General features: G+C 41.2%; 24 protein-coding genes and 1 pseudogene. 2 read left to right on the plus strand and 23 right to left on the minus strand.

What is annotated here, in order from left to right; all coding sequences use genetic code 11:
• Nucleotides 1-2 precede the first annotated feature (2 nt).
• From MHB69_RS16815 to MHB69_RS16855, 9 genes are all read right to left on the minus strand, one after another.
• Nucleotides 3-485 (minus strand): flagellar protein FlgN, encoded by a 483-nt coding sequence (locus MHB69_RS16815; protein WP_024423619.1) that lies wholly within the window; start codon nt 483-485, stop codon nt 3-5.
• An 18-nt stretch (nt 486-503) separates the two neighbouring features.
• Nucleotides 504-767 (minus strand): flagellar biosynthesis anti-sigma factor FlgM, encoded by a 264-nt coding sequence (gene flgM / locus MHB69_RS16820; RefSeq protein WP_024423620.1) that lies wholly within the window; start codon nt 765-767, stop codon nt 504-506.
• 79 nt (nt 768-846) lie between these two features.
• A complete protein-coding gene (locus MHB69_RS16825; RefSeq protein WP_061110142.1) occupies nt 847-1,266 on the minus strand; it encodes a TIGR03826 family flagellar region protein in 420 nt (139 codons plus the stop codon).
• Between the two features lie 56 nt (nt 1,267-1,322).
• Nucleotides 1,323-1,979, minus strand: coding sequence for a ComF family protein (locus MHB69_RS16830; protein WP_267542716.1), 657 nt, complete (start codon nt 1,977-1,979; stop codon nt 1,323-1,325).
• 26 nt (nt 1,980-2,005) lie between these two features.
• Complete coding sequence (locus MHB69_RS16835) at nt 2,006-2,299, minus strand: competence protein ComFB (protein ID WP_024423623.1); 294 nt, start codon at nt 2,297-2,299, stop codon at nt 2,006-2,008.
• Between the two features lie 48 nt (nt 2,300-2,347).
• Nucleotides 2,348-3,745, minus strand: coding sequence for a DEAD/DEAH box helicase (locus MHB69_RS16840; RefSeq protein ID WP_267542717.1), 1,398 nt, complete (start codon nt 3,743-3,745; stop codon nt 2,348-2,350).
• Between the two features lie 120 nt (nt 3,746-3,865).
• On the minus strand, nt 3,866-4,708 hold the full coding sequence (locus tag MHB69_RS16845) for a DegV family protein (protein ID WP_024423625.1): 843 nt from the start codon (nt 4,706-4,708) through the stop codon (nt 3,866-3,868).
• 215 nt (nt 4,709-4,923) lie between these two features.
• On the minus strand, nt 4,924-5,613 hold the full coding sequence (degU, locus tag MHB69_RS16850) for a two-component system response regulator DegU (protein ID WP_008348273.1): 690 nt from the start codon (nt 5,611-5,613) through the stop codon (nt 4,924-4,926).
• 64 nt (nt 5,614-5,677) lie between these two features.
• A complete protein-coding gene (locus tag MHB69_RS16855; protein ID WP_003213166.1) occupies nt 5,678-6,853 on the minus strand; it encodes a sensor histidine kinase in 1,176 nt (391 codons plus the stop codon).
• Nucleotides 6,854-7,073: 220 nt separating this feature from the next.
• Here MHB69_RS16855 and MHB69_RS16860 point away from each other — a divergent pair, with 220 nt between their 5' ends.
• Together MHB69_RS16860 and MHB69_RS16865 are read left to right on the plus strand one after the other, a co-directional pair.
• On the plus strand, nt 7,074-7,742 hold the full coding sequence (locus MHB69_RS16860) for a YigZ family protein (protein ID WP_012011434.1): 669 nt from the start codon (nt 7,074-7,076) through the stop codon (nt 7,740-7,742).
• Nucleotides 7,727-8,818, plus strand: coding sequence for an LCP family protein (locus tag MHB69_RS16865; protein WP_342495793.1), 1,092 nt, complete (start codon nt 7,727-7,729; stop codon nt 8,816-8,818). The genes MHB69_RS16860 and MHB69_RS16865 overlap by 16 nt, the downstream gene beginning before the upstream one ends.
• A 35-nt stretch (nt 8,819-8,853) precedes the next feature.
• Here MHB69_RS16865 and MHB69_RS16870 read toward each other — a convergent pair whose 3' ends face one another.
• The 14 genes and pseudogenes from MHB69_RS16870 to MHB69_RS16935 all read right to left on the minus strand — a co-directional run bounded on the left by MHB69_RS16870 (nt 8,854) and on the right by MHB69_RS16935 (nt 26,122).
• Nucleotides 8,854-9,921, minus strand: a complete 1,068-nt coding sequence (locus tag MHB69_RS16870; protein WP_024423627.1) for an MraY family glycosyltransferase — start codon at nt 9,919-9,921, stop codon at nt 8,854-8,856.
• A gap of 134 nt (nt 9,922-10,055) precedes the next feature.
• The gene (locus MHB69_RS16875; protein ID WP_041108506.1) at nt 10,056-11,252 is read right to left on the minus strand and encodes a glycosyltransferase; all 1,197 of its coding nucleotides are present in this window, start codon (nt 11,250-11,252) and stop codon (nt 10,056-10,058) included.
• Between the two features lie 19 nt (nt 11,253-11,271).
• Nucleotides 11,272-12,027: a glycosyltransferase family 2 protein gene (locus MHB69_RS16880; RefSeq protein WP_034281105.1), complete on the minus strand. Its 756-nt coding sequence runs from the start codon at nt 12,025-12,027 to the stop codon at nt 11,272-11,274.
• Nucleotides 12,028-12,051: 24 nt separating this feature from the next.
• A complete protein-coding gene (locus tag MHB69_RS16885) occupies nt 12,052-12,729 on the minus strand; it encodes a hypothetical protein (protein ID WP_048237565.1) in 678 nt (225 codons plus the stop codon).
• Between the two features lie 61 nt (nt 12,730-12,790).
• Complete coding sequence (locus MHB69_RS16890) at nt 12,791-14,251, minus strand: O-antigen ligase family protein (RefSeq protein ID WP_317221805.1); 1,461 nt, start codon at nt 14,249-14,251, stop codon at nt 12,791-12,793.
• Between the two features lie 39 nt (nt 14,252-14,290).
• Nucleotides 14,291-15,220: an NAD-dependent epimerase/dehydratase family protein gene (locus tag MHB69_RS16895; RefSeq protein ID WP_024423632.1), complete on the minus strand. Its 930-nt coding sequence runs from the start codon at nt 15,218-15,220 to the stop codon at nt 14,291-14,293.
• Between the two features lie 14 nt (nt 15,221-15,234).
• Nucleotides 15,235-16,572 carry a UDP-glucose/GDP-mannose dehydrogenase family protein gene (locus MHB69_RS16900; RefSeq protein ID WP_034281112.1) on the minus strand — a complete coding sequence of 446 codons (1,338 nt, stop codon included), beginning with the start codon at nt 16,570-16,572 and terminating at the stop codon, nt 15,235-15,237.
• A gap of 79 nt (nt 16,573-16,651) precedes the next feature.
• Entirely contained in the window at nt 16,652-17,836 is a 1,185-nt protein-coding gene (locus MHB69_RS16905) for a glycosyltransferase (protein ID WP_120207801.1), read from the minus strand.
• A complete protein-coding gene (locus tag MHB69_RS16910) occupies nt 17,833-19,284 on the minus strand; it encodes an MOP flippase family protein (RefSeq protein ID WP_041115567.1) in 1,452 nt (483 codons plus the stop codon). Before MHB69_RS16910 ends, MHB69_RS16905 begins: the two co-directional genes overlap by 4 nt.
• 18 nt (nt 19,285-19,302) lie before the next feature.
• On the minus strand, nt 19,303-19,962 hold the full coding sequence (locus MHB69_RS16915; protein WP_034281119.1) for an exopolysaccharide biosynthesis polyprenyl glycosylphosphotransferase: 660 nt from the start codon (nt 19,960-19,962) through the stop codon (nt 19,303-19,305).
• Between the two features lie 199 nt (nt 19,963-20,161).
• A complete protein-coding gene (locus tag MHB69_RS16920) occupies nt 20,162-20,755 on the minus strand; it encodes a hypothetical protein (RefSeq protein WP_231293933.1) in 594 nt (197 codons plus the stop codon).
• 128 nt (nt 20,756-20,883) lie between these two features.
• Nucleotides 20,884-22,379, minus strand: a pseudogene (locus MHB69_RS16925) (cell wall-binding repeat-containing protein).
• Nucleotides 22,380-22,499: 120 nt separating this feature from the next.
• Entirely contained in the window at nt 22,500-23,990 is a 1,491-nt protein-coding gene (locus tag MHB69_RS16930) for an N-acetylmuramoyl-L-alanine amidase (RefSeq protein ID WP_024423639.1), read from the minus strand.
• A 23-nt stretch (nt 23,991-24,013) separates the two neighbouring features.
• Entirely contained in the window at nt 24,014-26,122 is a 2,109-nt protein-coding gene (locus tag MHB69_RS16935) for a SpoIID/LytB domain-containing protein (protein WP_342495794.1), read from the minus strand.
• Nucleotides 26,123-26,128: the final 6 nt, after the last annotated feature.

Here is a 26,128-nt window from a genome sequence, read left to right on the forward strand (position 1 = left end):
GTTTACGCCTTTGAATCAAACAAAGCCCTTTGCTGTTTAGGCTTTGAACTCTCAAGACCATTTTGTCCGTAATTCATATTTTCTTTATTAGGGTTAACGAGATCGAATGTCAGTGAAATAAATTGAAGTGACTGCTGAATAAGCTGCTTGTTCAGTTCATTTACATCTTTTAGTTCCACCATGATGTCATTTAGTTTCTCATATAATGAAATGAGCTCTTCTTGATCTGTACCTTCAGCCTTTTCGATACATGCAGTGATGGTTGGTGATTGATCACTTTGTAAAAATTGAACGGTCGCTTCAATTCGTTTTTCTTCTAATTGAGAAATGGCCTGAATATACTTTTGCTCTAAATTCAGAACCTCTGAAAGAGCATCAATCTCATTGCTTTTCAGCATTTCTGTTTTATCCTTAGACAACTTTAAAAGCTGTTCATGCAATCCATAGAGACGATGCAGTTCTTCAATAATTATTTTAACTGACATTCACGCTGCTCCCTTTTGTTATTGTTGTTTATAAAAATTCAGCATTTTATCTGCAATGCCTTTTGTATCTACTTGATATGTTCCGGCTTCAATGCTTTTTTTAATTTGGTCAATTTTATCTTGACGTTCTCTCATAATATTCGGCACCTTTTGCATTTCGATTGCCTTTTTAGAAATTTCGACTTTATCAGTTGATTTAGCTTGATTCGATTGCAACGTTTGTTTCTCATATGTTTTCTTGTAAGGATTTACTGGTTGTGTTCCATATCGATTAATTTTCACGGGATTCCTCTCGCTTTCCGTTACAGTCTGTCTTGATTCTATCCATTTTATCGACCAAACTGCAACTTAGTTTAGGGAATCAGTCGTTTTTAGGATTAATGGCATAATAGGTGTCTTTTCTCCTAGATTCAATCTCCCTTTTACGCTCCTCTTCTTGGTTCATTTGGCTGATTTGCGAATGAATATCCTGTTCACATTGGCTGCATAGCTTGTTTTTCCTGATCGCTTTGCCACATCTTTCACAAGGATAATTAATATTTGGAAATTGACTAATTTGCAGTCTTTTCAAACGAATAAATTTCAAGATTAATTCTTCATCAACGTCTGTTGCTTCTACTATTTCAGCGATCGTTGATTGTCTATTACTTTGTTTTCTCAAGAATTTATATACGATATCAAAAGAACGTTCTTCTTCTTCAAAGCATTTGTTACAAACCGTTTGGATGGTGGTTTTTAAAAATAGCTGATTACATTGTGGACAGTTTGCCAATTGATTCATAACCAAAACCCCTTACGTTATTTTCTTTTCTTATTATCGGTTAATTATCATGATTTTTAACTACGTATCAACGTAAAAGAAGAAACACTTTTAGCACCTGCGTCTTTCAAAATTCTTGCCGCATCATAGATGGTTGCTCCCGTTGTATAGATATCATCAACTAATATAATATCCCTTTGAACAATCGCATCTGTTTGCTTGATTTGAAACAATCCTTTTTGATCTAGGCGTTCATTTTTCTTTTTTTTAGACTGCTTACTTTGATGTATTTTCACGAGTGGCTGCAATATTGGCTTATCTAGCAAAGAAGCGATTATCACGGACTGATTAAATCCTCTTTCTTTTAGTCTTTCATGACTTAAAGGGATCGGTATCAGCAATGGGTCTTTTATGCAGAAGGAATGTTTAAATGCTGCTTGTACATCTCTTTTAAACAGCTCAGCTAAAGCCGTATCACCCCGAAATTTAAAACGGGCAAGGACATCTTTCATCAAATCATTGTAAGTATAAACTGACCTATTTTTTACAAGGACTTTAGTAGAATCAGAGCGTTCATTCCAACTATTACAGTCCTGGCATAATCGGTCATTTGACTGCGCCCTTCCGCATGTTGGACAAATAGGATGCTCAATCTTTACTAAGTGATTCTTACATGCTACACAAAGACGATCATCATTTAATAGTAGGAATGATTTCCATGTAAAAGCAGGCACAAAATGTCCCTCGCAAATTTGACAAATCAATTGGTTTCCTTGTTCAGCAGCAGACGATTTTCACACCTTGGAAATGCGGAAACCTTGGAAGCTGCTTCTGTCAGAATGACCAGCATCGCAGTATTCTTCTGTTTATCCACCATCTCAGATTTACTGTAAGATATTTTATCGATATCTGTTATATATTGTGGTTTCACTTGATTCAGTGAAATCGCTAATACATCTTCCATACACTTTTCACAATGACAAATCATGTTTAATTGGTTGAGATATTGATTGAGAATTTCCTTGAGTAGTATTTCTTTTGCATTGAGTAGCATATTTGTCTCTCCTGCCATTTGTGTATTGTGAATATAATGTACCATGATTTAGTTGAACCCACACTGTTTTTCAGAAAACTCTTTTGCAGCCGTATCATTCATTTTTGCGATATGCTTCTTTGCTTGTTTCATACTTCTCGTTAAACCAAAATGAAAAAGGAAAACATCTCCTGTACAATAATCCGGATGTCTGCCTACCCGTCCAGAAATCTGAACAAGTGCACTCTCTGTAAAAATAGTAGATTCCGAACCTAGTACCCCCACTTGAACATTTGGAATGGTTACGCCTCTTTCTAGAATAGTGGTTGTAACTAGTACATCGTATACGTAATCTCTAAAGTGCTGAACCTTTTGTTTCCTATCCGGATCATCGGCAGATACTCCCTCCACGTTTAAGGATTGTTCTCGAAGAATCTTCGTTACCTTCTTCATGACAGCAATTGAAGGAACAAAAAGTAATATTCTTCTCTTGTTTGCAATATGTCTCTGCATCCAATTCATCACTTTAGGGGGCAGCTGGTTCTTTTTTAATCTCTTTTTCCAATGTCCGATCCAATGAAAGGTCGGTACGGGTAATGGGTGCTCGTGAAAACGCAAAGGAATTTTTATCGCTTCCAGTTTTCCGCGAGAAACCTCTCTCGTCATTTTTTTAGAGGGTGTCGCACTTAAATAAATCCTAACCCCTCCGTTCTTTCTCATCGCCTTTAGAACAGCAAATTGGAGTCGCTCATCCATTGAATAAGGGAAGGCATCGACTTCATCTACAATGAGCACATCAAAAGCATTTTTGTATCTCATCAGCTGGTGTGTTGTGGTGATCACAAGCGGTGCTATTTGAAACCTTTGAGAACTGCCTCCATAAAGTACGGTAATTATCACCCCTTGAAATGCTTTTCTAAGCCGCGGTTCGAGTTCAAGCACAACATCTGTTCTAGGTGTCGCAATACAGACACTCATTCCTTGATTTAATGCATATTCGATTCCGTGAAAAAGCACTTCCGTTTTCCCTGCTCCGCAAACCGCCCAAACAAGTAGATCAAATTTGTTTTTAATAGCTTCAATCATTCTTTCTGACGCTCTTTTTTGTCCTTTAGACAGCTCTCCCTGCCATGTTAATTCGGCTCGACATGTTTCTACCATTTGTGGACCTGTCCATTCATAAAGAAACCCACATTCTGCTGCTTTTCCCATCATGATGCATGATCTACAGTACACGCAATCCTTTTGACACACCTCACATGGAGAATGAGCGAAATACCGCTTGTGTGATACACCGCACCGGCAGCATGTAAAACCATTTGCTTTCCTCTCAATGGCTGGAGACCGATTGACTAAGCCCTTCTCCTCCAGCCAATCTAAATTGGACTGTGGGCACTTTGTTTCAACGGTGAGCAGATGGCGTGAATGCAGCCGCCCCATTAGTTCCATTGCTTTGTCCATATTCATCTTCACCAAACACCTTTCAATTGATGTTTGGCTATTATGCGCAAAGACATGACCTTTCGTCCAACAGGTAAAATCAAAAAACAAAACCTCTTTTCTATACGAAAAGAGGTTTTTTAGGAATTATCTAATCACCCAGCCAAGGGCTAAAGAGCCTTCACCTAGATGGGTGCCGATCACGGCACCAAAGTAACTTTTATAAAATTCAACATGAGGATATTTTTCTGATAAGTGCGCAATTAATTCTTCTGCTTCTTCTTCTCTATTACCATGTATCAGTGTTGCTCTCATCGGAACACCACGTGATGCATCTTCATCAAATAATTCAAAAATACGTGAAATGGCTTTTTTACGTGTGCGAATCTTCTCAAAAGGAACAATTAGCTTGTTGTCAAAATGCAAAATAGGCTTTACCTTTAAGAGGCTTCCAATAAAAGCCTGAGCACCATTTAATCTGCCGCCTCTTTGCAAATGAGTTAAATCGTCTACCATAAAATACGCCCGCTGACTTTCTTTCAGGTAATTTAGATGTGCTAACACTTCTTCTAAAGAAGCACCTTCTTGGATTTTTTCAGCAGCTTCTAACACATAAAAACCTTGTGCCATACAGCTTGTTTCTGTATCAAACGGGTAAATATCAATCCCGTCAACTAGATCATTCGCTGAGACCGCACTATTATACGTTCCACTAATTCCACTTGAAAGGTGGATACTAATCACGGCGTCGTATGTTTCACTTAGTTTTTCATATAAGGCTATTAATTCACCGAAAGCAGGCTGAGAGGTTGTTGGAAGATCTTTGTGTTTTTTGATTTCTTCATAATATGTCTTCCAGTCCATTTCTATTTCTTCACGGTATGATTCACTGCCGAAGATGACGTTAAGGGGGATCATATGAATATTATGTTTATCACGCAGCTCTTGTGGTAGATAAGCAGTACTGTCTGTTACAACGGCTATTTTCATTCTTAAATACCTTCCTTATTCGTTAAGTTACTCTTTTTTATTTTAAAAGAATAATCATTTTTTCATTAGATTTATAATAGTAATCAAAAAAGCCTGCCTAATCAATAGGCAAGCCCTCTATATCCGAAAAAGAATCCTTACCCTGTCTATCATTTCCCTTCACCTAAAATGTGAGAGAATAAAAACAGGCGAAAAAGGAGTACTTGTCCGGAACACTATCTCATTTCTACCCAGCCATTTTTAATAGCTACAACAACAGCTTGTGTACGGTCGTTTACATTCATTTTTTGCAAAATGTTACTCACGTGGTTTTTGACTGTTTTCTCACTAATAAAGAGCGATTCACCGATTCCTCTGTTGCTCTTTCCGTCAGCTAACATTTGAAGAACTTCACATTCACGTCTAGTTAAGATATGAAGTGGTCTGCGAATTTCAGGATATACCTCGTGCTGTGGATGTGCTGAAACGCCGCTAGTCGCTAGGCGTCGGAATTCATTTACTAAGTTATGAGTGACTTTCGGATGTAAATAAGAGCCTCCATCAGCTACAACTTTCACTGCTTCGATGAGTGTGTCTGCATCCATTTCTTTTAACAGGTAGCCTCTCGCCCCTGTTTTCAATGCATGTGTTACATAGTTTTCATCGTCATGAATAGATAGAATAATGACTTTTGATTCGGGATAAAGCTCAACAAGCTGCTTTGTAGCCTCAACACCATTTACATTCGGCATATTAATGTCCATAATGACAACATCCGGATGATAGTGTTCTACGATACGTGCAGCTTCGTCACCGTCGTCTCCTTCTGCAACTACTTCAAAAGTAGGTTCAAAATCTAAAATCCGTTTGACACCTTCACGGAATAATTGGTGGTCATCAATAATTACAATATTTACTTTAGTCACAAGCTACGCCTCCCCATGTTTATTGTTCTACACCTGAACTTTATGGTCAATATGTCTTTTGACTCTATTTTACAATTTTATTTTGCAATGTTAATGGCACGCGAATCATGATGAATGTCCCTAGACCTATTTTTGAGTCTATGGTCATTTTACCTTCCAGTAAGTCTACGCGTTCTTTCATGCCAAGTAAACCGAAGGATTTGTTTTTGTTTGTTTTTACATCTTTCATATCAAAGCCTTTTCCATCGTCTTTAATAATTAAGGTCACAAAGTCTTTCGTTACTTCTACTTTGACAGAGATTTCTTCAGCTTCAGAATGCTTTAATGAATTTGTGACAGCTTCTTGGGCTAGTCTAAACAGTGCTACTTCAAATTGAGAAGCAATTCTTTCGCTTTCTGTATCACCTAGGCATTGGAACGTAATTTTGGTTTTTCCATCATATTCTTCAATTGTGTTTAAGTATTTTCTCAGTGTCGGAATCAGACCCAAATCATCTAAAGCCATCGGTCTTAAATCATAAATGATTCTTCTCACTTCGTACAGTGCATTTCGCACATTCTGTCTGAGACTTCTAATTTCTTTAAAACCTTCTTCTGTACCGCGGTCTCTAAAAATCCGTTCAATTAATTCGGAACGCATCATCACGTTTGCCAGCATTTGAGCAGGGCCGTCATGAATTTCCCGAGACACTCTTTTGCGTTCTTCTTCTTGGGCTTCAATAATTCTGAGACCAAAATCTTGTTTTGCCTGAGCATCTTCAAGTAAAACGCCGACCTGGCGTAAATCCTGGTTGAGATAGTTGAGAACCACTGTAATCTGACTCACAAGCGTTTCAGAGCGTTCAATGACGTCTTGTAAACTTAATAACCGTCTTTCCAGATCGTCTCTTCTTTCTCTCAGTTGCTTCTCGCGCTGCTGAATCATGGTGAGTTCCACTTGCAAGTTATGTGCTTTTTCGTAGGCCTCACGTATTTCTTCTTCGCTGAATTTGTTGAAGTTTCTGCTGACCTCAGATAAGCGGTTTCTAGCATGTCTTGTATGGACTTCCAGCTTATCCCCAAAATCAATTACTTCGTTTACTTGCTGTTTGATTTGCTTCAGCTCTTCTACTAGGCTTTCATATTGTTGACGGGACTGTTCGCCTATTCTAAATACTTCGTCCTTGCTGCCATCAACTGTACTTAGCATTTTCATGATGATTGAATCCAATAATTTCGGATCCATTTTGGGTGTTGTCATGGCTTTTCCCTCCCGTAACAGTGATGTCATCTTTTTTTATTATAAATGTCATTGATCTGCATTTTATGTCGAATTATAATGAAAGAATGCGTATAATCATGAAGTTTTTATGACGACCCTTTTTCCGCTCCTATCATCATAACAAAATACGCTGTAAAATTCTAAAACCAATGCAAATTTTCACTAGTCTTACAATTTGCTTGTCAGGAGGGTATGTCTTTTGCTGAATCGCTATCTTACAGTAAAAAGTCGTGGCGAGCATGAGATCGTCATTGAAAAATCACGTTTTATTTGTCATATACAGCGTGCTGTCTCAGAAGAAGAAGCACAAGCATTTATACAATCCATTAAAAAACAACATTGGAATGCCACACATAATTGTTCAGCCTATCTCATTGGTGAACATGACCTGATTCAAAAGGCGAATGATGATGGTGAACCAAGCGGTACAGCAGGTGTGCCAATGCTTGAAGTGCTAAAAAAACGGAAGCTGAAAGATACAGTCGTTGTGGTCACTCGTTATTTCGGCGGTATCAAGCTTGGTGCCGGTGGATTGATTCGTGCCTACGGAAAATCTGTATCAGAAGCTATCAACCATGTTGGAATGGTAGAGCGCTGTTTAATGCGTACAATGCACACAACAATAGATTATACATGGCTTGGAAAGGTAGAGAATGAGCTTAGAGCCTCATCTTTTCAGCTAAAAGAAATCCATTATGCAGAAGATGTTATTTTTGAGACATATGTCGAAGAAACACAAACAGAGCAGTTCATTGAGTGGATGACTGAGCTGACAAATGGAAAGAGTGTTACAAAAGAAGGCGAACTGATTTATTTAGAAAAGGACATTGGTCCGATAAAGGAGACAGATGAATGGCACAACGAGTAAAAGTGCGTGTACGAAAGAAAAAGAGTAAGAAGAAGAGAATTATCAAACGTATTCTGGTCTTATTTTTGCTTCTTATCATCTGCATGGGCGGATTTGCAGTATATAAAATCGTCAATACTCTTCAAGCTGCTGACAAAACATATGATGAACTAAACCGTGGAGAGAAATCGAATCTTCGTGATGCTGTCATTGATATTAAGAAAAAACCTTTCTCTGTACTATTTGTCGGAATTGAGGATTATGCCACAAAGGGTGATCATGGCCGTTCAGATTCACTCATTGTCGCAACGATAAACCCCCAAGACGAAACGATGAAAATGGTTAGTATTCCTCGTGACACACGCGTACAGCTTGCAAGTGATACAACAGGAAGTAAAGAAAAGATCAATGCAGCATTTGCTAAAGGTGGTAAAGACGAAACGATCGAAACTGTCGAACAATTCTTGCATATTCCGATTGATAAGTATGCAACCGTTGATTTTGACGGATTCAAGGATGTCATTGATGAAGTCGGCGGAATTGATATCGATGTTCCATTTGACTTCAATGAAAAAAGTGATGTTAAAAAATCGAAAAAGATTTACTTCAAAAAAGGCAATATGCATTTAAACGGGGAAGAAGCACTTGCTTACGCACGGATGAGAAAACAAGATCCACGCGGTGATTTCGGACGTAACGATCGTCAGAAACAAATTTTACGTGCAATGATTGATCAAATGGCGAAGCCAAATAACATTGCGAACGTCGATAACATTGCGAAAGAAGTCAGTGATCACATTACGACCAATTTCCGTATCACAGAAGGTCTTGCGCTTCAGCAAATCTACAGCGGATTTAAAGGAGACGACACAGAAACTCTTTCTATTAAGGGATCAGACCTTTATTTAGGGCCAAATCGCACGTATTACTTTGAGCCAGATCCGACCAATTTAGCTAACGTACAAAATGAATTACGCACGCATTTAAAGCTGCCTGCTGAATCTTCAACTGAAACAGATTCACAAACCAATCCGTCCTCTGGTGAAACGGGGACAACTGATACAACTAACTCTTCGACCAGCACACCTGGACAATAATAAAAACAGCCCAGTTCCTAGGAACGGGCTGTTTTTTATTGTCTTTTGACCATTCGTTTATAAAATTTCGTGAATGGTTTAAACTCTTCATTCACCAATCCTGTTACTTCCGCAATCACTTGCATGAACATGACCAGTAAAAAGATAATAATCAGTGATAACCATATGGTGGCACTTGTCAGCAAAATGGCACTTAAGCTAAAGACTAAGCCAATCATATAAATCACGATGACAGCCATGCGATGGGACAAGCCAAAGGCCATCAGTCTATGATGAATATGAGATTTGTCAGGTGCTGAAATCGGCTGTTTGTTTAATATTCGTCTAATGATGGCAAAAGTGGTATCGAAAATAGGGACACCTAAGATGATCACTGGGACAACAACACTAAACAAAGTGACACTTTTGTACAGCCCTAATAGTGACAGTACCGAAATCATATAGCCTAAAAAAAGCGAACCGGTGTCACCCATAAAAATCTTCGCTGGATGAAAGTTGTAAAAGAGAAAGCCGATGGTACTGCCAATGACAACAAGGGATAATGAAAGAATCAAAATTTTATCAGCTGAAAATGCCATCACGGCAATGGTTGATAAACCGATGACAGAAATACCGGCAGCCAGTCCATCAAGGCCGTCAATTAAATTAATAGCATTTGTGATTCCGACAATCCATAACACGGTTAGGGGATATGCCATCCAGCCTAACTCAATTCGATCTGTTAAGAAAGGAACAGAGAAAAAGTCCATTTTTAAGCCTGTGCTTACAATCAGACAAGCAACAAGAACTTGTACGAGAAATTTAAATCTTGCACTTAAATTATATTTATCATCAAATATACCTAGAATGACGATAAGTACGGCACCAACTGAAATTGCTGTAATTTTATTATGTAGAAACAGCCCGCCTGCTAATGCTCCAGCCGCTACCCCAATAAAAATTGCCAAACCGCCCATTCGAGGCATTACTTTATCATGAACTTTTCGTTTATTCGGCTGGTCCACTGCACCAATCTTAATTGCAAACTTTTTGACGATTGGTGTCACAATTAAAACTGTAGCCAGAGAGACAAAAAACGCTAATAAGGCGCGTTCGTAATCCATAGGTCAGTCTCCTTCTAAATTGAAATCTGTATTTTGTATATTGGCCGCTCTTTCCATTATACAATTGAATAGAGGATGATCACAAGCTCCCCCTGTGAAGAAGAAACAAATAAAAACGCACAATCCCTGATGAATTATGCGTTTTCTTTAATATTCGTTAGTTCCACCATGTTTGTGAACAGCGCGTGCCAATCTTTTTTCTTCGCACGGCTTTGTCTTAGATGTCTATAGGTCATGTCGTCTTTTTTGCTGATCACTTTTTGGCAGGCTTCTACGAAGAGCGCAGGATCCTCGCCTTCTAAATATTCATACACATCATTCTCTTTTAGCCTTTCCGTTGACGGAAGATTTAAACCAACAACCGGTATTCCTGCGGCTAAAAATTCATATAGCTTGAGCGGAAACACAGCTTGATTGTAAGGAGATTGTTTGTATGGCATCATGCCTACATCAATCAGCTTCATATACGCAGGCACTTCTTCTGGTGCAACAGCACCTGTCCAAATCACATTCGGCAGTTTAAGTGCATGCTGAAAAGATGGATCACCATTTGTTCCATCCGGACCGACAAATAAAAATGTCCAATCAGGCTGCATGCGGGCAGCTTCTGCTATCATGTCAAAATCGAGCTTCGGCTTGATGCCTCCAATAAAACCAAGAACAGTTCCTTCTCTACCTTGCAGCACATCCTCCTTACATGGAAGATTGCTTTTTGCAAACACATCGTACTCGACGCCATTTTCAACTGTAAAGACATCTTTCGGTTCACCCATGAGACGCTTTTTGATTTGATCGTGTAAGTATTGAGAAGAACATGTAATGCTGTGTGCGTATTTGATGATTCGATTTTCTGCTTTCACAATGACACGCTGTCTCATATAAGAAAGCAAATTATTTTTGCCGCTTATCGGCTCTCCCCACAGGTCACTGCAATCATAGACAATATGTTTCCATTCAAATAAAGAAGATAAGAGCGGAAAACCCGGAAACGTATACCATAAGCAAACAGCGATTCCCTTCTTTTCCTCCTGCCGCAAATGCTCAAGAAGAGGGGACAATTTATGAATATAGAACATGTCTTGATATCGACCAAAACGGAAAAATTTGCTCTTGAGCACATCAGGAATGGTCAATTGCTTCATTCGATCGGTTATGGGCTGAAAGGGAGCTGTGTGACGGGATGCAGATGGGCATACCCAGATGACCTCTTTCGTTTCTGGATCAGATGCTAGAAATTCCGCCAGTCGATGCCGTCTGTACCTCAGGCCGTCCTGTCCCCATTCTCCCGTCGCTACGATAACATGTATGATCGAGTCTGCTTTCACCTTTATCACCTTTTTTCCCTTCTGTTTATAAGCGCTTCTTCACAGCATTTGTCGCATAGTGCATAAAACACCAAGATGCTTTGACAAAATGAAGCTGCTCAATTTCTCTGTAGACGAACCACGTTTTTTTCGCTGCTTTCCACTTGTTACTAGAGATCGAGTTTCCAACGATGCGGTATTCACTGAGCGGTTCACTCATGCCATAGGCTGTAAATCCCCTTTTTAATATGGACAGCCATGTAGCTAAATCCTGTCTTGTGCGGATGTTCGGCATTTCTACATGTCCTATCTTCTGTACATCAAGCATCACCGTTAAACAGCCGATAATGGTATTTTTCAAAGCTTCATCATAAGTTAATCTTGCTGGTGCAGTGACGGTTTTTTCTAACGGTTCTCCATTTTCTGCAATGATGTCATATGCCGTGAATGTAAAGGCATAATCGTTTGTCAGCATGAAGTCTACCTGCTTTTCGAGTTTCGTCTCTTTCCACTTATCATCACTGTCTAAAAAAGCGATAAAGCGGCCTTTTGCCTGTTTGATGGCTGCGTTTCTGGCGATGGCAGCTCCCCCATTTTGCTCTAAATAAATGACGTTGATTCTGTCGTCTGCTTCACTTAAGTCCCCAAGCAGCTTCCTTGTTCCATCTGTTGAACAATCATCTGCGATGATCAGTTCCCAATTAGAATAGGTTTGGGCAAGGACGGAATGAACTGTATCCGTTAAATAACGTTCCGCATTATAGGCCGGTGTAATGATTGATACTAACGGTTGATTGTTCACCTAAGACTCATCTCCAGTTCATCATTAAGATTCTTTGAACACTTCGGGTAAGACCACAAACATGAGCGAGATGCTAAAGCCAATGACAAGTCCAAGCAGTGCCCGCTTTTTCGCTGACATGCCTTTATTGCCTTCATCAAGAACTTGGGCAGGATCAACAATCTTCGCCTGCTTCATTCCAAGCTTTGTAGACTCCAATTCATATAAAAATCGTTCTTTATCTACTTTGGAATCGTTGCTGACAGATTCGTCTTCTAGAGCAGATAATCTACTTTCAATCACCTGCTGCCTTTTTGTAAATAATGCTTTGTCTTGCTTCAGAAATGTATCCGACACCTGCTTCACGACAGCTAAAGCATGATCCTTATCAGCATCTGTGAAAGACAGCTGTAATTGTGTATCTGATTGATTGGTGAGGATGAGGCGGCTTTTCACATCCTGCCTTTCTTCTTCTTTAACATCACTGAGTGCTTCATTCAAAAATGCATCGCTTTTTAATAGAGATGTCACTTCTGCGATATTGTTATACACTCCGTCATCATATTTACCAAGTGTGAGGGTAACGGCAGCTGTGTAACTAGACTGCTGCGCTGTTCCTTTGGCAAAAAAGAATCCAAAAGCGCCTAATACGACAGGCAGCAGCACGAGCCATACGATATACTTTTTGATTCGCTTCCCTATTCTAGATATGAAACCAGACATGTTCATTCTCCCAACATTGACGTATTTGCTTTTTCATTAGTGTAGCCATACCAGCGCAGCATCACACACGGTTTACCAAGAGCTGTTTGTTTTTCAACATATTCACCGCTGCGATTACGAGCCCTAAAAAGACCCAGTGGAAATATAAATTCGAGACCGAACTAGGACTGATACTTGAAACGAGAAAGCTCAGCATGGCAGCAAACAAACCTTCAATGATCATTTTTGCTGATCTTGTGTCCGCCCATTGGTATTGTTTATACAGCGTGAACATGAGATAAGCGTAGACGGAGATATAGCCCAGCATGACCGCAAATCCAAAGTTCGTCATCACTTCCAGCAGCCAATTGTGCACTTCAACGACTTGATCTGTATCAAAGATCGAAAAGTGGGCTAAGTAGTAAGACACATTACCCGCTCCGACACCAAACCCGTATGAATCCGTAAAGAAATGCCATGCATTTTTGATCAAATTCGCTCTCGCAATGTTGGATGGGAGTGGTTCACTAAAAGAATGCGCGACCTGAGAAGCGAGAAACAAGTCATAAAAGACTGAATAAATCTTGGCTGAAAAAACAGCGATACAGATGACACCAAGTCCGCCTGCTGCGATGAGTGACCACTTTTTGAGAAAGCGCGGCATGAGCAGCCACACATAGATGGCCGCTCCTGCAAATATGCCAAGCAGGCTCGCGCGGGATTCTGTTAACAAAATGAGATACAGTGCTGCGATGGCGCCAAATAATCCAAATGCTTTGATATAACCATTTTTCATTTGCCACATACACGCTAAATACAAGAAAAAGCTAATCGATAAAAACGTCGCAAAGTCATTTTGATTAAAAAAGACAGCTGTAGGATAGTGCTGTTTATACGCCGGCCCAAGATACAGTGAAGTATTCGGTAAATGGTTCAAAGTAAAGTGATTATAAAACCCTATCCCCATGACAAATACAGTCATGACGAGCCAAATGCTATAAAAGGTGACCACTTGATCCATTCGCTGAATGTACATGACCACAAGAAAGACAAAACCCATCCCCATAGCAAGCAGGGACATATATTTGAGACCGTCTGTCACCGAGTGAGCCCACAGCAGTGAGATAAGCCCGTAAAGAAACCATGCAGCGAAAAAACCAAGAATGCCTTTTACACGAATCTGCTGCCACTGCGATATGTACGTTCCCTTATCTCTCATCCGCCATATAAATAAAGCAAAGGCGGCAATGAGCATGATACGGTAGAGAAAAAGACTAAAGAACCCGGCACTAATTGAAAAGAAAGCGTTGTTGAGAAAGGTCAATGCAATTAAAAGATATATGGCTGACATGAACACTTGCTCACCGTTCATGTATAGCTTCATCAACACGAGAAAAGCTGTCAGAACCAAAAGCAGGACCGGAATGGCGACGATCTTTTTTAACCCGGCGGGCTGCGCAGACGCCATTTGTACAAGTCCTAGCCCTGCTGCAAATAATATACAACCGATCATGATTTGCCATGCTGTTTGTTTCACACTCATACCCATTTTCCTCCTAAGCAACCCATCCGATTTGAGGGATTAAGCCTTGACTTCCTGTTTATAGTAGGAAATGGTACGAGCCAAACCTTCCTGTAAACTCACAACAGGCTCCCATGCTAAGACTTGTTTCGTTTCCTCATTTGCCAATGTACTATGCACGATATCTCCTGCACGCTGCGGCTTGTAAATCGGTTCAAGCTGTGATCTCGTTACCCGTTTCATCGTTTGAAACAGTTCATTTACAGTGATGGAATCACCACACGAGATATTTAAACAAACGTTTGATTGGGCTGTTAAAGCCGCAACATTCGCTGCCGCTAGATCACCCACATAGATGAAGTCTCTTGTTTGTTCCCCATCTCCAAAGATAAAAGGGGCCTCATCCTTTGCAAACTTATCAGAGAAAATAGAGACAACACCGCCTTCTCCAAGTGCGTCTTGGCGCGGACCATATACATTGCTGTATCTGAGAATACAATAGTCCACATCATAGAGTGATTTTGCCATTTCTAAATAGCGCTCTACTGTCAGTTTTGCTAAGCCATATGGTGAACCAGGCTTCAGCCGGTGAGCGGTGTCCACTGGCAGATACACTGGGTCTCCATAGACAGCTGCTGATGAGGCAAAGATCACTTTCTCCACTCCTGCTTCAGCCGCGGCTTTCATGACGTGCAGAGATCCTTTTATATTAACTTCTTCGTCATATACGAAATCCTGAACGGAAACGGCTACACTTACTTGTGCTGCAAGGTGAATGATATAATCCGGTGCGATTTGTTTGATCAAATCAATCGTCGCTGGCTTTGTAACATCTGCCTCCATGCATTGCACGGAAAGATGGGCAATATTTTCTCGAGATCCAGTTGAAAAGTTATCAAGAACGATGGGCTCATAGCCTTTTTCTAGTAAAGCCTCTACCGTATGTGATCCAATAAATCCGCTTCCCCCAGTAACCAATACTTTCTTCATCCAAGCTCCCCCTGTTATTGTGCCTTCGATACCAATTCTGCTTCCCATACACTCGGGCGGCCGATAGACTGGTAAATAAATCCTCTCTCTTTCATTTCTGCTGGATCAAACAAATTCCTTCCATCAATTACAATCGGTGAACGAAGCAGCTGCTTGATCTGGTCTTTATCCATCTTCTGTACGTCATCCCATTCTGTTAGGATGAGACAGGCATCCGTATCTTTTACTGTTTCATACAGATCATTGCTGAAGATCGCCTGCGGGCCAAGCTCACGTTCAGCTTCTACATAAGCAATCGGATCATAGGCTTTCACAAAAGCCCCCAGCTCTCTCAGCATTGGGATAATATCTAGTGCAGGCGCTGAACGCATATCATTCGTATTCGGTTTAAAGGCGAGGCCTAAGACAGAAATGGTTTTTCCTTTAATATCACCGAACACACTCATCAATTTGCTGACAAGGTGGGCTCTTTGGTTGTTGTTCGTTTCAATGACAGATTCGATCAGCTTGAACCGGTATCCGGATGTTTCGGCAATTTTGAGAAGAGCCATCGTGTCTTTCGGGAAACAAGAACCTCCAAATCCAATGCCTGCTTTTAAAAATTTATGCCCGATTCGGCTGTCTAATCCAACTCCTTCACTGACTTTTTCAACGTCAGCACCTACCCTTTCGCAAATATTTGCAATGTCATTAATAAATGAGATTTTTGTGGCAAGCATGGCATTTGCAGCATACTTAATCATTTCAGCACTTTCTAAGTTGGTCTCTACAACCTCTGTTTGAAACGGATCATGCAGCCTTTTGATGATGGTAGAGGCATGAGTGCTAGTCGAACCAATGACCGCCCGCTCCATATTCATCGTGTCTTGAATCGCTGAGCCTTCTCGGAGAAACTCTGGATTGGATACGACGTCAAAAGGATATTTGCTGCGCGATGCCTTTTCCACAATGGCTTGAACGAGACGGCCTGTTCCAACGGGCACTGTACTTTTATTGACGATGATTTTATAGCCATTCATGTGTTCACCGATCGTTTGAGCGACAGCCTTCACATACGTTAAATCTGCTTCCCCCTGTGGTGTCATCGGTGTCCCTACGGCAATATAGATAATCTCTGATTCCCTAATAGCTGCAGGAATATTCGTTGTAAAAAACAGTCTTCCTTCTTCTGTATTCTTTTCAATCAATTCCTTTAAACCTGGTTCATAAATGGGAACGACACCACTTTTTAAGCTGTTGATTTTTGATTCATCAATGTCACAGCAGATGACACGATTTCCGATATCAGCAAAACAAGTACCCGATACTAACCCGACATAACCTGTTCCAATCACAGCAATTTTCTTCAACATTTTTCATCCTCTCAGTAAAAGCATATTGTCCGTTCCAAGCTGTTTATCTATCTATCATTCTTTGCACATTTCATCTTGTTTAAACGATGGATGTTGATTGATTGAGCACCTTCTCATATTGCTGAATGAGATGCTTCGCATTATGTTCTGATGAATATTCTGTATGAACTATTTCATGAAGAACGTTCTTCACTTCTTCATTCCAGCTGTTTTCATAAAGGCAGGCGTGAATCGCCTCTTTCAGCTGACGCGTCGAACGCGGTTCAACGAGCAGGTGTTGATAGGTTGAAAATAAGGATGGGAGACCACCAACCCTTGTTGCAATGACAGGTACCTTTAAAGCGAGCGCTTCTAGAACGACGGTTGGCATTCCTTCGCTGTAGGAAGGGAGTGCAAACAGATCAGCTGCCATTAAGTAGTCTCTCACCTGCTCATTCGGCACCTGGCCTGGGAGTATAATAGATGCTCCCGCCCGTTCTGTGAGCTCCATTGCAAGGGGCCCTTTTCCAACAAAGACTGCTTTCACTCCATCCATGCTGCTGACAGCATCAGCTAATTCAAGCAAGCCCTTCTCTTTCACTAAACGCCCGACGAAAACAACGAGCTTATCTTGAAGCGGTAAACCTAAGTGCTTTCTGATGCCTTCTTGACCTTCTTCCGTTCTGGAAAATGATCGGAGCGGAATACCAAGCGGAAGACATTTTGCTTCTACCTTCGTCATCTCATTTGTCTTTTTAGCCAGCTCCTCACTCACTGTCAGAACAGCAGATGCCTGCCTCACCGCCGTTTCAAAGGCTGCCTGTGCCCCTTTGCTATAGTTCGGATATACGTTCACATCACTGCCGTGCAAGGTCAGAAGATAAGGGATTTTCGTTTCTTTCTGAATAACAGCCGCCGCTCCGCCAGACGGCATGGCAAAGTGCGCATGGATAAAATCTGGTGACAGCTGATGACGCTGCATTGCTCTGAGAACGGAAGCCGCTATTCGTTTACTCGGCTGCGCCCATTTCAGCTGTCCTGGGAGCGCTGGATAAGGCGGTCTGTAAACTGTCACTCCGCTTCTCACTTCCTGTTCAGGCAGATCCCTTTTCTGCCGATAGGATGCCTTCAGCATCCGTAAAACCGGTGGATTCACTGGATTTGGGCAAATGACAGTCACTTCTATTCCTTGTTTGAGCAGCTCCTGCACTTGCGTTTCATGAAACACGCCCTCACTCGGATGTTTTTCACTAGGATATACACTTGTCAGCCATAACACCTTCATGACGAACGACCTCTTCTCAATAATTTGCCTGCAGCCTGCGGATACATTTTGATGAGCAGCAAGCCATACAATGCAGCACTGACACAAACAGTCAGTAGTAATTGAAGTGAAATATCTGCTGTCGTCAGCTTCATCCCTTGATGTAAAGCTACCGCACAGACAGCCATGAGCAGCGTCATGACAGCAGGTTTTCCAAGTGATTTTAAATACACCTTCATATCAAGCTGAATGACATATGCCATGAGCCATCTGCCGACAATAAAGTTGAGCAGGCTGACACCTGAGTAGATCCAAGCTACTGTGAGCAGACTGCCTGTAGTCACACCTGCATATAATGCGCAGCCATACACGATGAGCATTCCCGTATCCCAATAAAAGGCTAAGTCCGCTCTCCCTTTTGCAAGAAGTATTGAACCGTTTGGATTCATCAGCACACGCAGCAAGCCGACAATGCACAATATATTTAGAACCGGAACCGCTACTAGCCATTTCTCTCCAAACACGACTTCTATAAAGCTGTCTGATACGGCAGCAAGGCCGATTAATAATGGAAAACTAACCAATGCGAGCATATTCGTCATACTTAGGAAGCCCTCTCGCAGCATGGAGTGATCCCGCTGACTTTTTGCGAAAACTGGGAAAGCCACTCTCGTCACAATCGGATTTATCTTCAGCACGGGTATTGTTACAATTTGATACGCCAAGCTGTAAATACCTAACGCTTCCGCTCCAAGAAACCGGCCGATTAAAATCATGTCGATATTCGATCCTGCTCGGTTGACCAGTCTGGATGCGAGCTGGAATGCACCGAATGAGAAAAATTCCTTCACCTCTCCTAATGCAAAAACAGGTGCTGGACGCCACTTCTTCCAATAAGCCGCTGCATACATGAGACCTTTTCCTGATTGCAGCAGCACTTGAGAAATGACATAGGCGATAATCGGATTCATGAAGAAGGCGAAAACGAGTAAAACGAGCAGCGATATGATGGTTGCAATGGTTTCAATGGTGCTTAATGTTTTAAAGGCTAAGTCTTTTTGCATCATATACTGGTACTGCTGGCCAATCGGTGCGATCAGAAACATGATCGATAATAGCTTGAGCAGACCTTCTAGCTCTGGCCGGTTATAAAAAGCGGCTATCATTGGGCTTAGCAGAATGAGCAGACAAAACAAGATAATCCCTGTGAGCAGGTTAATCCAATATAATGTAGATAATTGACGTTCTGTCGTTTGTTCCTTTTGAATGATTGCTGCCCCAATTCCTAGATCTAGTAAAATCTGCGTAAATATTGTGACAGTTGTGATCATGCCAACAAGTCCAAACTCCTTGAGTGTCATCACGTTCCCTAAAAAGGCGAACTGTGCGATTTGGATAATGGTGATGATCAATGCGGACAAGCTTGTCCATTTTGCCCCGCCTAGCATGCGTTTTTTCATACTTGCCATTTCTCTTCCCTACTTTACTTATCTGGCTCCGTCACCAGTCATGATGACTTTTAACGTTTTTACCATAATCTTCGTGTCGAGAGAAAATGTCAAGTTTTGAATATACTGTAAGTCATGTGTTAATTTTTCACTTGGACTCATTTCATATCCGCCATTTACTTGAGCAAGACCTGTCAGCCCCGGCTTTACCGCCAACCTTTTTGTGAAGCCTGGAATCGTCCGATTAAATTCTGCGGTAAACATCGGTCTTTCTGGACGAGGGCCTACGATACTCATTTCTCCTTTTAACACGTTGATAAATTGCGGAAGTTCATCAATTCTTGTTTTACGGATGAATGCCCCCACTTTGGTAATTCGAGGGTCATTTTTTTGAGCCCATTTCGCTCCTCCGCTTTCTGCGTCAGTTCTCATCGATCTGAGCTTCCATAATTTAAAGTAAACACCGTCTTTCCCAACCCTTTCCTGCATATAAAAGGCTGGCCCTGGTGTTTCCAGCTTAATCAAAAGAGCAAACAGCAAAATGATTGGCGTACTCAACATCAATCCGATGAACGAGAACATTAAATCTATGAAACGTTTTGCAAATAAATAACGAACCATATGTTCTGTTAAGGCAAAAGAGTGATTTCGTCTCACTTCATATTCTCTGTAAAGATTCATCGCTTTCTCTGCACTCACTGACCTGCACCTCACCATTCAAAGTAGTTGTTGTGTAAAGAGATGTTCTATGAAAGTCAGTTTAGCAGAGCAACATTAAGCAAATGTAAATGCGCTGTTAAGTCTTGTAAAACTGTGTTAAGAATGTGCACTTATATCAAGTTATGCCCTTTTGAACGTAAAAAAGACCCGCAATTCTGCGGGTCTCCGGGTCTTTTCTTTATTTTGCTTTTACAGATTCGATCGTTTTTAATCGAAGTGTTCCGTTTGCATCTTTTGTATAGGTTACTTTTACTTTTGATTCTTCTTTTAAGCTGTTCACTTGTTTAGAAAATGTATTTCCGAATTGAATAGCTACTTCTTTTCCATCAATGTTGACAGCAATTGTATGTCCATCAGCCAAACCGACATATGTGCCTTCTTTGGTGATTTCATTTTTCTTACTAGCCGTTGATTCTTTCTTTGTTTTAGAGTCACCTTTTGAGTCAGCTTTTGATTGGTCTTTAGCAGGTTCTTCTTTTGTAATTTCTTTGCTTGAGCTGTCTTTTGCCTCTTCATCAGATTGACTTGCCGGCTCTTCTTTTTGAGCAGCTGTTTCTTTACTTTGATCATCTGCTTTTTCATTTGATGATTGATCTTCTGATTTTTCGTCCGCAGCCTTATCTTTGTTTTGATCGGCTGCTTCAGTTGTTTCTTTTTTGCTGTCATCCTTTTTGTTATCGCTTGATTGATTTGTTGTGCCGCACGCTGTGAGCAATACTCCTAGAAGCAATACTAGAAACGGCATTGTGATTAATTTTTTCAAGATCGTCACCTCTTCATGATTTGTCGGTTTGCTGTCGTTTGAAGATTTATGTGTAAACCATTCACCTTCTATGTTTCAATTATAACAAACATAACCAAAAATAAAATGTATTTTTAACTTGACACATCATTCATGATTCATTTTACGTCAAAGTAGTTGGACACACCCGTTGCAATTCCAGAAGCCAGCCGATCCTTTGCAGCGGTAGATTTTAAAATACTCGCATCGATTGGACTTGTTACAAAGCCGGTTTCTAGCAAAATACTCGGCATTCTGGAATATTTGATGACGTGAACCCTGCTGTTTTCACTCCGCGATCTTTTGTTCCAAGGGCACTGACCATTCGGGGCTGCACCTGTTGTGCCAGCTTGACACTATGAGCAGCCGCATATGTTGTATCATAATACGTCTCTGTTCCATTCGCACCGCTGTTATCATTTGCGTTGGCGTGGATACTGATGAATATATCAGCACTTGCCTGGGCTCCTTTACTGACACGTGTCTGCAAGGAGTCAAATGTATCAGAAGTTCTCGACATGACAATAAGGGCACCCGCCTGGTGAAGCCTTGACCGCAGCTTTAATGCTACTTCTAAATTGATGTTCTTTTCAAGCAGCCCATTCCCTACCGCTCCAGCATCCTGCGCACCATGACCTGGATCAATAAAAATTGTTTCGCCTAACACCGCATTTTTCAACTGTGTGATGACATTTGATTGAATGGTTGATGTTCCGCCTACCACAGAAAATGCTGACATCTGTTTGGCCCCAATGACTTTTCTGATAGCATCCGGCACCGTTTGAACATCTGTGAGAAGAAGGGTTTGTCCCTGTTTCGCTGCTATACTTGCCGCAGCGGCTGCATCTGCATAGGCATACCCATGACTCATAAATGTGTGACTTGTCTTCATTGGATACGTTTTAGCAATTTGGGCAGCCACCTCATACCGATTGGCTCCGCTTATTCTGACTGGTGAGGGAAGCTTTTGAAAAGCAGTTTTATTGATACTTGCTTCTCCGCCGATCACAATGGTCCGCTTGACTGCTTTGTTTTTTAATAGATTGGCTGTTTCCTCGCGCAGTCCTTTCGCATCTGTTAATAAAATGGGATAGCCTTGTTTGGCAGCGTACGGAGCAATCGCGACAGCATCAGCATAAGCAGAACCATTCACGACGACAGCCGCACTAGCACTCTTCATGTGCTTAGCCACATTTGCCGCCAATTCATAGCGGTTCTTTCCTTGAATACGGAAAACGGATAGATTCATCGCTTTTAGCTGCTTCACGACTTTTTCAGAAATACTCGCAGTCCCGCCAAGAATCGTTACACGCTTCGTTTTCAGCTGCTGCAACCCTGTCTTTACAGCACCTGAAAGACTGCCAGCATTCGTTAACAGGACTGGGGCCCCTTGCTGGTAAGCATAAGGCACAGCACTCAGGGCATCTGCATAAGCATCACCGCCCACAAGAACAACGGCAGGCGCTTCCTGCCAGCCCCTTTTCGCGGTATTTACAGCCACCTCATATCGATTGCTTCCTTCTATCCTCGTTACAGCGTGCTGGGCAAAAACGGATGGTGTATATAAACATAGTGAAACAGCAATCAGTAACATACATTTGATATCAAAACGCATGAAGTCAACCTCCTTGGTTTGAACCCTTCTTCACCCAGGAGCTTCATGAACTTTTGAAAAAAGGCTGCCGAGTACGTTCTCGAGCAGCCTATCTGAGGCACCCCTCAGTTTTGTGTTTTCTTATCTAAAATAACCTGACACACCGCTTGAAATACCTGACGCTAATCGATCTTTATACGTAGCAGATTTCAAGATGTTTGAATCAACTGGACTGGAAACAAAACCAGTTTCTAAAAGAACGCTCGGCATCTTAGAATATTTAATGACGTAGAAGCCAGCTGTTTTCACACCACGGTCTCTTGTACCTAGTGCGCTGACCATTTTAGGCTGGATGTTTTGCGCCAGCTTCAGGCTGTTTGCAGCCGCATAGGTTTTGTCATAATACGTTTCTGTTCCATTTGCACTGCTGTTATCATTTGAGTTCGCATGGACACTGATAAAGATATCTGCATTTGCTGACGCACCTTTGCTCACTCGTGTTTGAAGACTATCAAATGTGTCTGATGTTCTTGACATGGTCACAAGTGCACCAGCGTTGTTTAATTTCGTATTTAAACGCTTTGCTACATCTAAATTCAAATTCTTTTCATATAATCCGTATCCTACAGCTCCTGAATCATGCGCACCATGACCTGGATCAATGAATACTTTTTTACCAACAGCCGGGTTTTTCAGCTGGTTCACAACAGTTGGTGTCACTGTATTTGTACTGCCTACGACAGTAAATTTGGTGATTTTCTTACTGCTCACTGTTGCTCTCGTTACTTTTGGCAGCGTCTTTTCATTCGTTAGAAGCAATGCTTTGTTTTGCTTCGCTGCAATGCCTGCAGCAGAAGATGAAGTGGCGTAACCAAATCCTCTTCCTACATAGGTATTATTGACACTCATATTGTACTTTTTCACAATATTTGCCGCGACATCATAACGAGTCGAGCCTTTGATCCGCGTTGGTGATTTCAATTGGTTATAAGCTGCTTTTGTGACGTAATTCTCTCCGCCGACTACAATGGTTTGTTTCACATTGCTTGCTTTTGCAACAGAAGCGATTTCAGAACGAAGTCCCTTTTTATCTGTGTATAGAATTGGGAATCCTTTTTGAGCTGCTACAGGTGCAATCGCAATCCCATGTGCATAGAAAGAACCCTCAACGACAACGACGCCTGCTGGCTTTTTCATTTTTTTCGCGATATTGGCAGATAGCTCATATCGGTTTTTTCCTGAAATACGCTGTGTGGAGATGCCCATTTTCTTCACTTGGTTGACCACGTTGTTTGACACACTTGATGTGCTGCCTAAAACGATCACCGTCTTTGTTTTTAATGAAGTTAAGGCTTTTTTTGTATCACCCGAAAGGCTTTTACTGTTTGTGTAAAGAACTGGTCCATTTTTTTGGTATGCAAGTGGAATTCCTGCTGTTGCATCTGCATACGCAGTTTTCCCTACTAAAACGACTGTACTTGCAGTTCCCCATCCTTTTTTCGCTACGTTTGCCGCTACAGCATATCTGCTCCCGCCATCAATTCGTGAGACTGAATTGTCTGCCAAGGCTGTTGGAACGATAACGAAAATGGCGATGAGGCTGAGGATGGCTGTTTTCATCATTGAGCGCATCTTCTAAGTCCTCCTTTTACCCTTTAATAGTTTGTTAGTTTTGTACCTGGATAGTAGAACGAGAGTATGGAAGAATATGAGTTTCCAGATTCCGCTCTCGCTTTGGCTCCGTATTGGCTCATACCAATGCCGTGGCCATATCCTTTTCCTGAAATCGTGAAGTCATTTGTGTTGTTTTTGACTGACGCAAACGTGCTTTTCACCTTTGTTGCGCCCATGACTGATCGAAACTCGGTCATCTTCATACTTGCCGTTGTGCTTTTGTTTACCGAATATGTGCCTGTTTTGTTTTTCAGATGGTATGTCAGTTTGATCGATACCGTCTTCGCTCGCTGGCCTTTTGTTTTCCCTGAGAACGTCAGGCTTGAGATGGATGCGATTTTCATATCAGATGCAGCGGTTTCTTTGTTTTTGAGCAGCCATGATTTCAGGCCTGCAAGGTCAGCTGCATTTGTCTCTTTTGCTTTAGACCACTCAGATGCTGCTGTGCTGGCAGTCAATGTCGTGCCTAGTTGTTTCTTAGAAAGTTTCAGTGTCCATGGATTGACTGGATCTTTTGGATCCTTTTTGGCCACTAAGTATGGCAGTGCATTTCCCCATACTTCTTCACTTGCCTCTGTATAACCGCCATTGCTAGAGTAATAGGTTGCTGAAATAAGCTGATTGTTGTATTTCAGAACCTTTCCTTTTGTAGCATCGACAGCTTTTGTTGAATTTGTGTACCAGTTATATCCTCCATATACTTGGAAGGCTGTTGTATCAGGGACGACTTTTCCAATACTTTTCACCGAATACGTTCTAGCGGCAACCGCCTGTGCTTTTAACGCTTCAACATTCCAGCTTGCAGGCATTTCATTTGGCACTACACCTTTTAAATAGTCTTCAAATGGAATATTTTCGAGAGTCGGCCTGATATACCCTGATTCAATTGCAAAGTTTACGCTGCCTAAATACGGCTTTCCTGCAATTTGAAGGACATTTTTTGTTGAATATTTCTCAGGAACAACTCTTACTGTGTTATACGTTTTTATGCCTTTTAATGAAATTTTTCCGTTAGAAATATTCAATTGGTAGTTTTGATTTTTTTTCAGATAGACTTGTTTGGCTAATGAATTTTTCAAGCTATCTTTAATTGCACTTGTGCTGCCAGCAAGATGATAAGCATATGTACCTTTTTCCTTCAGCAGTGCTTTTAAAGACGCTGTGACAGAATCGGGTTTCACATACACAACCGTACTGTTAGATTTTGCAGCCAATTGCGACAGCGGCATCGCATAAATATAGCTAGAGGCTTTTGCCAAATAAACTTTATCTGCATTAATATTTAATTTCTTTATAATATTCACAGATAATTCATAGCGATTGGCCCCGCTGATTCTTGTCACCTGTGAGGTTTTTTTGATTTGATTTTCAACTTTTTGTCCAGTACTTTTCGTACTGCCGATGATGATCACTTTACTTGGCATTCTATAAGACGGAATGGAATCTTTTTTTGTTAACAGGATAGGGTATCCCTTTCTCGATGCGTAGGATGCAATGGCAATCCCATTCATAAATGAGTTCCCGCCGACAACGACAGCTTGCTTATAGTTACCCATTTCTTTTGCGATTTTTTGGGAGATTTCAAACTTATCTTTTCCACTAATACGTCTGACTTTGCCATACTTTTTAATAGACTTCTCAGCAGCTGTTGAAATGCTTTTCGTATTTCCGACAATCAGAATGTTATCCGGCTTCATTTTCTTCAGCTGGTTTTCTGTTGTTTTCGTCAGTTTTTCAATATTCGTATACAAAATAGGTGCGCCCAGTTTGTATGCTAACGGCGATACAGAAATTGCATGATCAAATGCATCACGACTGACAATGACAACAGTTGATGGGTTTTTCCAGCCAGCAGAAGCGATGCTGTTGGCTACTTCGTATCTATTTTTGCCGTCATATCTTTTTGTCACAGCAACATTTGATCCTGATAGCTTGTATTCCCCAGTTGTTGAGATATCCATACTTGTTTTGTTTCCGATATAATTAGACAATTTCACTGAAATTGCCGTGCTTGCCATGGCAGACTGAAAGGGTGCAACTAGTAGAGTCAGTATCATGAGAACGATTAGTGTAACGCCTGTTTTCTTCAATTTTGT

The sequence above is a fragment of the Bacillus sp. FSL K6-0994 genome, assembly GCF_038630815.1.
Classification (GTDB): Bacteria; Bacillota; Bacilli; order Bacillales; family Bacillaceae; genus Bacillus; species Bacillus safensis.

What these genes read in the sequence shown, in the direction of transcription:
- MHB69_RS16835 (WP_024423623.1), bottom strand. Translation starts at nt 2,299, where the DNA reads ATGCTACTCAATGCAAAAGAAATACTACTCAAGGAAATTCTCAATCAA.
- MHB69_RS16910 (WP_041115567.1), bottom strand. Translation starts at nt 19,284, where the DNA reads ATGGCAAGTATGAAAAAACGCATGCTAGGCGGGGCAAAATGGACAAGC.
- MHB69_RS16855 (WP_003213166.1), bottom strand. Translation starts at nt 6,853, where the DNA reads ATGACAACACCCAAAATGGATCCGAAATTATTGGATTCAATCATCATG.
- MHB69_RS16895 (WP_024423632.1), bottom strand. Translation starts at nt 15,220, where the DNA reads ATGAAGAAAGTATTGGTTACTGGGGGAAGCGGATTTATTGGATCACAT.
- MHB69_RS16885 (WP_048237565.1), bottom strand. Translation starts at nt 12,729, where the DNA reads ATGTCTGGTTTCATATCTAGAATAGGGAAGCGAATCAAAAAGTATATC.
- MHB69_RS16865 (WP_342495793.1), top strand. Translation starts at nt 7,727, where the DNA reads ATGGCACAACGAGTAAAAGTGCGTGTACGAAAGAAAAAGAGTAAGAAG.
- MHB69_RS16840 (WP_267542717.1), bottom strand. Translation starts at nt 3,745, where the DNA reads ATGAATATGGACAAAGCAATGGAACTAATGGGGCGGCTGCATTCACGC.
- MHB69_RS16905 (WP_120207801.1), bottom strand. Translation starts at nt 17,836, where the DNA reads ATGAAGGTGTTATGGCTGACAAGTGTATATCCTAGTGAAAAACATCCG.
- MHB69_RS16870 (WP_024423627.1), bottom strand. Translation starts at nt 9,921, where the DNA reads ATGGATTACGAACGCGCCTTATTAGCGTTTTTTGTCTCTCTGGCTACA.
- MHB69_RS16845 (WP_024423625.1), bottom strand. Translation starts at nt 4,708, where the DNA reads ATGAAAATAGCCGTTGTAACAGACAGTACTGCTTATCTACCACAAGAG.
- MHB69_RS16900 (WP_034281112.1), bottom strand. Translation starts at nt 16,572, where the DNA reads ATGTTGAAGAAAATTGCTGTGATTGGAACAGGTTATGTCGGGTTAGTA.
- MHB69_RS16825 (WP_061110142.1), bottom strand. Translation starts at nt 1,266, where the DNA reads ATGAATCAATTGGCAAACTGTCCACAATGTAATCAGCTATTTTTAAAA.
- MHB69_RS16815 (WP_024423619.1), bottom strand. Translation starts at nt 485, where the DNA reads ATGTCAGTTAAAATAATTATTGAAGAACTGCATCGTCTCTATGGATTG.
- MHB69_RS16930 (WP_024423639.1), bottom strand. Translation starts at nt 23,990, where the DNA reads ATGCGCTCAATGATGAAAACAGCCATCCTCAGCCTCATCGCCATTTTC.
- MHB69_RS16890 (WP_317221805.1), bottom strand. Translation starts at nt 14,251, where the DNA reads ATGAGTGTGAAACAAACAGCATGGCAAATCATGATCGGTTGTATATTA.